General features: G+C 53.8%; 8 protein-coding genes. 6 read left to right on the forward strand and 2 right to left on the reverse strand.

Annotation, left to right across the window (positions count from 1 at the left end; genetic code table 11):
- The 5 genes from ACQY36_RS07650 to ACQY36_RS07670 all read left to right on the forward strand — a co-directional run.
- A partial coding sequence (locus ACQY36_RS07650) for a hypothetical protein (protein WP_428078676.1) occupies positions 1–229 on the forward strand: 229 nt, incomplete at its 5' end.
- Between the two features lie 247 nt (positions 230–476).
- On the forward strand, positions 477–1,181 hold the full coding sequence (locus ACQY36_RS07655) for a biotin--[acetyl-CoA-carboxylase] ligase (RefSeq protein WP_428055118.1): 705 nt from the start codon (positions 477–479) through the stop codon (positions 1,179–1,181).
- On the forward strand, positions 1,178–1,396 hold the full coding sequence (locus tag ACQY36_RS07660) for an OadG family protein (RefSeq protein WP_428070823.1): 219 nt from the start codon (positions 1,178–1,180) through the stop codon (positions 1,394–1,396). Before ACQY36_RS07655 ends, ACQY36_RS07660 begins: the two co-directional genes overlap by 4 nt.
- A 15-nt stretch (positions 1,397–1,411) precedes the next feature.
- Complete coding sequence (locus ACQY36_RS07665) at positions 1,412–3,211, forward strand: biotin/lipoyl-containing protein (RefSeq protein WP_428078678.1); 1,800 nt, start codon at positions 1,412–1,414, stop codon at positions 3,209–3,211.
- Positions 3,212–3,222: 11 nt separating this feature from the next.
- Positions 3,223–4,380, forward strand: a complete 1,158-nt coding sequence (locus tag ACQY36_RS07670) for a sodium ion-translocating decarboxylase subunit beta (RefSeq protein ID WP_428078680.1) — start codon at positions 3,223–3,225, stop codon at positions 4,378–4,380.
- 62 nt (positions 4,381–4,442) lie between these two features.
- On the opposite strand, the gene ACQY36_RS07675 is transcribed toward ACQY36_RS07670, so the two are convergent.
- Complete coding sequence (locus tag ACQY36_RS07675; RefSeq protein WP_428055109.1) at positions 4,443–5,510, reverse strand: glycosyltransferase family 9 protein; 1,068 nt, start codon at positions 5,508–5,510, stop codon at positions 4,443–4,445.
- A 147-nt stretch (positions 5,511–5,657) separates the two neighbouring features.
- Here ACQY36_RS07675 and ACQY36_RS07680 point away from each other — a divergent pair, with 147 nt between their 5' ends.
- Entirely contained in the window at positions 5,658–6,605 is a 948-nt protein-coding gene (locus tag ACQY36_RS07680) for a glycosyltransferase (RefSeq protein ID WP_428078682.1), read from the forward strand.
- A gap of 34 nt (positions 6,606–6,639) precedes the next feature.
- Here the strand turns inward: ACQY36_RS07680 and ACQY36_RS07685 are convergent, their stop codons facing one another.
- The gene (locus ACQY36_RS07685) at positions 6,640–7,131 is read right to left on the reverse strand and encodes a type IV pilin protein (protein WP_428078684.1); all 492 of its coding nucleotides are present in this window, start codon (positions 7,129–7,131) and stop codon (positions 6,640–6,642) included.
- Positions 7,132–7,181 lie beyond the last annotated feature (50 nt).

The raw sequence follows: 7,181 nt of genomic DNA on the forward strand, positions 1-7,181 counted from the left end.
TCCCTTCTCTGGCCTGGCCAGGGCCTGGCAATATACGGTACTTTTAGATACTTGGGAGAGAAACATTCGGGGACGCAAAAGTTTTCCGGGGGACGGTTCTTTATCTGCACGGCCTGCAAGGCCCCTTTTTCTGGCAGCAGAAAAAGGGAGAAAAAGACTGCCGGCCGGTGCCCATAAAATCCAGTTTTACGCGGCGCGTTTTACAACTCGCTACCGCTCAGACAAATAAAACGCTTCTCCCGCGTAAAACGGATTTTATAAACGGGCTAAAGGCCGGAACCACAACGGCAACAACACGGCTAAGACCTGCTTAAAACGGCAAAACAACTCTTCCGTCCTCTGACGGTGCCATCCGACTAATTGAGCCACCCTGTTTAAACAATATCGCCAAGCAACCGTATCAAGAGGGCGGCCAACGCTCCTGAAATCCGGTTTTACGCGGCGCGTTTTACAGCTTAATTTGTTACAATGGGAGTATGGAGCGCATTTTACATTTTGAAGAGCTGGATTCCACCAACACGTATCTCAAAACGCACTGCGCTCAACTGCCCGATAAAACCGTCGTTACCGCAAAACGGCAAACCGCCGGACGCGGACGGTACGACCGCAAATGGATTTCCCAGCCGGGCGGACTGTATTTTTCCGTTCTTTTAAAACCGCAAAAAACCGATTTCCTGCCCAACCTCACGCAGTTAATGGCCCTGTGCGTATGCCGCGCGGCGGAAAACTGCGGCGTAAAAGCCGTTTTAAAATGGCCCAACGACGTACTGGCTGACGGTAAAAAATTATGCGGTATTTTGAGCGAAGCCGTCATGTCCGGCGGACAAATCGCAGGCGTGGCGCTGGGAGTGGGCGTAAACGTGGAACAGACGGATTTACGGCACGTCGGCCAGCCGGCCGTTTCCCTGCGCGGGCTTGGCGTACGGACGGAGCGCGGCGCATTTTTACAACAAATTTTGGACCTGTTCTGGCGGGACTATCCGGCCCTTCTGCAGCGCGGATTTGAAGCCGTGCGCGGGCCTTACAAACAACGCTTTGTGTATATCGGCAGGCAAATATCCGTTCAAAACGGAAACAAAACCCTTTTCGGCACGGTGCAGGACGTGTCCCCCCGCGGGACGCTTATCCTCTCCACCGCCAAAGGCCCGGAAGAAATCTATATAGGAGACCTAATCGTATGAGTGCAGATAATCTGATGATGCAATCCGTCAACATCACCGTAATCGGGATGTTGGTCGTGTTCGTTTTTCTGATCGTCATGGTCGGAATTATGAAAGTGTTGGGCAAGCTGGTTGACGCGATGGAAAAATACTTCCCGCAGACCGTGCCCGACGCGGGAGACAACGCACTGGTCGCCGTGGCCGTGGCCGCCGCCAGAAGATTTCAAGGAAAATAAACCGGGGGAACCATTATGAAAAAAATTAATTTTATGCTTACCGCGTTTCGCGACGGATTCCAGTCCGTCTACGGCGCGCGCGTACTGACCAAAGATTTTATGCCGGCCGTAGAGGCCGCCCGCCACGCCGGAATCAGCCATATGGAATTTGGCGGCGGCGCGCGTTTCCAGGCGCTGTTCTTCTACTGCAACGAAAACGCGTTTGATATGATGGACACGTTCCGCAAAACCGCCGGGCCGGACGCCAATCTGCAAACCCTGGCGCGCGGCGTGAACGTGGTGGGGCTGGAAAGCCAATCTTCCGACGTTATCAAAGCCCACGCCCAGCTGTTTAAAAAACACGGCACCACCACCATCCGCAACTTTGACGCGTTAAACGACGTCAACAACCTGATTTATTCCGGCCAGTGCATTCACGACGCGGGGCTGAAACACGAAGTGTGCGTAAGCATGATGTCCCTCGCGCCGGGCTGGGACTCCACCGGCAAAATCCATACCGAAGAATTTTACGAAAAAACGCTGCGCGATATTTTAAACTCCGGCGTTCCGTTTGATTCCGTCTGCTTTAAAGACGCTTCCGGCACGTCCACCCCGGCCACCGTGGGCAAAACCATCGCCATGGCGCGCCGCCTGCTGCCCGAAGGCACCAAAATCGTTTTCCACACGCACGAAACGGCGGGCAACTCCATCGCCTGTTACTTGGCCGCCATTGAAAACGGTGCCGACCAGCTGGACCTTTCCATGCAGCCCACTTCCGGCGGCACCTGCCAGCCCGATATTTTAACGATGTGGCAGGCCCTGCGCGGCACCGAATACACGCTGGATATTGACCCGAAAAAAATCCAGGAAGCCGAAAATGTGTTCCAGGACTGCATGAGCAAATACTTTCTGCCGCCCGAGGCCACCGCGGTCAACCCGATTATTCCGTTCTCCCCGCTGCCCGGCGGCGCGCTGACGGCCAACACCCAAATGATGCGCGACAACGGCACCTTTGACAAATTCCCCGAAGTCGTCAAAGCCATGGGCGAATGCGTCAAGCTCGGCGGGTTCGGCACGTCCGTTACCCCCGTTTCCCAGTTCTACTTCCAGCAGGCGTACAGCAACGTGATGTCCGGCCCGTGGAAAAAAATCACCCCCGGCTACGGCAAAATGGTGCTCGGATATTTCGGCAAAACCCCGGTGGAGCCGGACCCGATGGTCGTCAAAGCCGCCAGCGAACAGCTGGGGCTTGAACCCACCCAAAAGACTCCGCTTGAAATCAACGACGCGGACCCGAAAAAAGGCCTCAAACCCGCCAAAGCCAAACTGGAAGAAGCGGGACTGCCGACCACGGACGAAAACGTTTTCATCGTGGCCACCTGCGCCGACAAAGGGCTTTTGTATTTGAAAGGCGAAGCCAAAGTAAACGGCATCCGCTGGGCGGCCGACGTGAAAAAAGCCGCAAGCGCCGCGCAGGCGGACGGCCCGGTAAAAGTAACCGTGGACGGGAAAGCCTACGAAGTCGTGTTTGACGGCAATGACGCCGTGGTAAACGGCAAACGCTACGCCGTGTCCACCGCCGCATCGGACGCCAAGGCCGAAACCAAAGCCGCCGCGCCCGCGGGCGGAGCCAAGGTGGACGCGCCGGTGCCGGGCGCAGTGCTGCGCCTGAGCGTAAAAGACGGCGACCGCGTGAGCGAAGGCCAGGAAATTATTGTGCTGGAAGCCATGAAAATGGAAACCCCGGTTTCCGCGCCGGCTTCGGGCACGATTCACTTCCTCGTCAAACAGGGCGACCAGGTGCAGACCGGGCACCCGCTGGCCGAGATTAAATAAGAGAGGACGCCATGGATATCTTAACTTCTCTTACCAAAATAGCGCACTCCACTTCTTTGTACGCGCTCACGTGGCAGCAGCTCGTGATGATTGTGGTTTGCTGTTTTCTGCTGTGGCTGGGCATTAAAAAGCAGTTTGAACCGCTTTTGCTCATCCCCATCGCCTTCGGCGGTTTGCTTTCCAACATTCCGCTGGCGGGCATCGCCGAAGCGGGCGGTTTCCTGCGCATCGTCTACGACGCGGGTATCCAGACGGGGCTCTTCCCGCTGTTTATCTTTATGTCCGTAGGCGCGATGACGGACTTCGGCCCCTTAATCGCCAACCCGAAAATGGCGCTTTTGGGCGGCGCGGCGCAGTTTGGTATTTTCGCCACGCTTATCGGCGCCATCGGCCTGTCATACATCCACTTTGGCGACGCCCAGCCGTTTGCGTTTGGCTTAAAGGAAGCCGCTTCCATCGGCATTATCGGCGGGGCGGACGGCCCGACGGCCATCTTCTTAACGTCTCGCCTGGCGCCGCAGCTGTTGGGCGCGATTGCGGTGGCGGCGTATTCGTATATGGCGCTGGTGCCGATTATCCAGCCCCCCATTATGAAACTGCTGACCACGCAGGCCGAACGCAAAATTAAAATGACGCAGCTGCGCCCCGTTTCTAAACGCGAGAAAATCCTTTTCCCGCTCGTGCTTCTGCTGCTCTGCGCCTTCCTGCTGCCCGACGCCGCGCCCTTAATCGGCGCGCTGACGTTCGGCAACCTGATTAAAGAATCCGGCGTGGCGGAGCGTCTGTCCAAAACCCTGCAAAACGACTTCTGCAACATCACCACCATTTTGCTGGGGCTGTCGGTCGGATCCAAACTGCAGGCCAGCCAGTTCCTGAAAACCGAAACGCTGGGTATTTTGGTGCTCGGCATTATCGCGTTCTCCATCGCCACGGCTTCGGGCGTACTGTTGGCGAAACTGATGAACTGCTTTACCAAAACGAAAATCAACCCGCTCATCGGTTCCGCGGGCGTATCGGCCGTGCCGATGGCCGCGCGCGTATCCAACAAAGTGGGCTTGGAATACGACAAACACAATTACCTGCTGATGCACGCCATGGGCCCCAACGTGGCCGGCGTAATCGGCAGTGCGGTGACGGCGGGGGTGCTGCTGTCCCTGCTGGGCAAATAAGTTTGCAAACGCCAAGCGCCCCGGTTTTTTGCCGGGGCGCTTTTTATTTTGCAACATATTCTTTACGCAGATATCTTTTGGACACGCCTCTCCAAAGCATCTGCCAGCCGCTGGGCGGGCACATCGCTTTGTTCTTCCTCGCAAAAAATAACAGTTACATTATCTGCATTGGGGCTCCACACCGTCAGATTATCCCGCCAATGCTGATATACCGCCACGGTCGGCGTTTTTACCGCGCAGGCTAAATGCACCCAAAAAGTGTCCACCGTCAGAAGCCCGTCCGCCATACGCACCAGGGCGGCCAAGTCCAATACGCCTTGGGCAGACTCAAACAAATAAACGTTACGGGGCAATATCCCCAGCCATTCCCTTAATTTTTCCGTCTTGCCCGCCAACACGATTTTATCGTCTTTTAATAAGAGTGCGGTTTCTTTCATCTGCCGCACACTAAACGAACGATGCCGGCTGGCCGCCTGCGGGCTGAATACGAACAAACGCCCGGCACGGGGCAGCCCCGCCGCAAAACGCCGGGCCCGTTCGGCGCTATCCAAAGGAAGAAAAACTTTGTATTCCGGGTCAAATATACCCGTAAATCCCAATTTTCGCACGGCCGCCTCATAACGCCGGGTAACGTGAAAAGAGGACAAATCCAGCTTTTCGTCCAAATTATACAACGGATAGTTTTCCCTGTTAAACCCAAACGCCCAGCGCGGCGCAAGCAATTTCAAAAAGACGAGAGAAGAGAGTGTAGGTTTTTCGTCCACATCAATATACAAATCATATTTTTCCCGCCGAAGCTGACGGCCCAGCCGCCACAGGGAAGAAAAAGACTGGTCTCCCCGATACACCCGGTGTACGCCCGGATGATAAGCGAGTAAAGAGGCATTATCCTTTCCTGCAATGATATCCAACCGGGCATGCGGAAACAACGCACCTAATGCGCGCAAAAGCGTTGAACACGTTACCATATCGCCTAATTTATTATCATTTCGCAACAAAAGTACGCTTGAAACCGCCTGCGGCCGGTAGGGCTCCGCTTCGGAAGCACGCCCCAACAGACGGGCGGCCCATTTGCCTTTTTGTACCCGAAGCCAGTTGTTTTTACGGTTATTCCATTCCCGAAACGCCATATAACCCTCCATTTTCCCCGCAGAAACGCTTGGATTTATTTGATGCCCTAAAAAGACCTTTTTTCACCAAAAGGCGCACTACTCTAAATTTATCAAAAAAAAAAAACAATACAAGCCTCCGACGGCTGATTGTGTTATAATAAGTTTATGAACGCACATTTTGTCCCTTCCTCTTCCCAAAAGAATACCGCCGTCGTGCTGGGCGCGACGGGCAACCTGGCGTTTGCGCTGGGCGTAGTGCTTAAAGGTCTTAAACGGCACAACCAAAAACTGCTGGAAGAGGCCGACGTTATCATCTACTACCAAAATATGGACGAAACGGCCCGCGAGGCGCTGGGCAGGATTATTCCGTGCCGTTTTGTACCGTACAAATTTCCGCATATGGCAGGCATGCGCCCGCACGTCCTGCGCGACTACGGCGAAATGACGTTTGTGCGCTACGAATGTTTTCGTTTCCTTAAAAATTATGAATATGTAATGTGGCTTGACGCCGACATTTTAATCCAGGGCGACATTTCCGGTATGCGCGGCGAAATTCCGCACGGCATCGGCTTCCGCCGCGAGTATTACGACGAACGCGTGCGCGTGAACTTTACCGAAGACATTGAAGGCTTTACGATGGACGCCCCGCATTACAACGCGGGCATTATGGCGGCTTCCAACCGCCTGCCGGGAAATATGGACGATTTGTCCGACTGGTGCTATCAAAAAACATCCGAAATCAGCGAATCGCTGTACTACCCGGACCAGGGCATCCTGCTTTTAATGTGCGAACATTTCAAACTGACCATTGACCCTTTAAGCGAAAAATACAACTGCGAAGCGCGCCGCAGCGCGGCGGCGCTTAAACAGGCCGCGCTGGTGCACGCGGTGGGGCACCGCAAATTTTGGAAGTATTACTATTTCAATGAATGGTACCAAACCTATAAAGAGTGGGTAAAAGAAACGGGCCTTGCGTGCGAGAACCGTTTCCCGGCGTTTGAAAAACTGGGCTTATTAAAATACCCGCTGTTCCAAGCCGCCCCGAACCCGGCCAAATACCCGGTTAAGTTTATCACCTATCTGGTGCGCGCATTATTTCATTGTAAATACTGATACAAAACCCGGTCCGGTTGGACCGGGTTTTTTATTACAACTGTATACCGTTACACAAACGCCGTCCCAACGGCGTATATCCCGTGCAGGTTACTTCGCCGGGATGGGCGGACCGGGCAAACCAAACGAGCAATTCTAAATCAGACGTCGCTGAAGAACCGTATGTATACCCCGACGAATAAAATCTTATCCGAACGCTGCTTGTAGCGGGAGTTATTTCCCCGCCGATGATATTGTCTATAAAAGCAAACGGGCATTGAAACACCCCCGTATCACTCGTATTCACTAAAGAACAAGTACCGGAATAATCTATATCCAATTCATCCAAATGAGCCGTATAGGTGCTATTAGACATATAATATACTTCCTGCGCACGGCGTATACCCTGGGCCACCTGAAAATAATTCATCAACCGGCTTTTGGCGACCGCTGTTTGATATTGGGGCAGCGCGACGGAAGCCAATATACCAATGATTAGCACCACTACCAACAGCTCTATAAGCGTAAATCCGAGGTTTTTCTGCACGGGATATATCCCCCTATTTATATGAGTTGATATTCCCAATTTATCAAAAA

This window comes from Candidatus Avelusimicrobium alvi, assembly GCF_958451995.1.
GTDB classification, from domain to species: domain Bacteria; phylum Elusimicrobiota; class Elusimicrobia; order Elusimicrobiales; family Elusimicrobiaceae; genus Avelusimicrobium; species Avelusimicrobium alvi.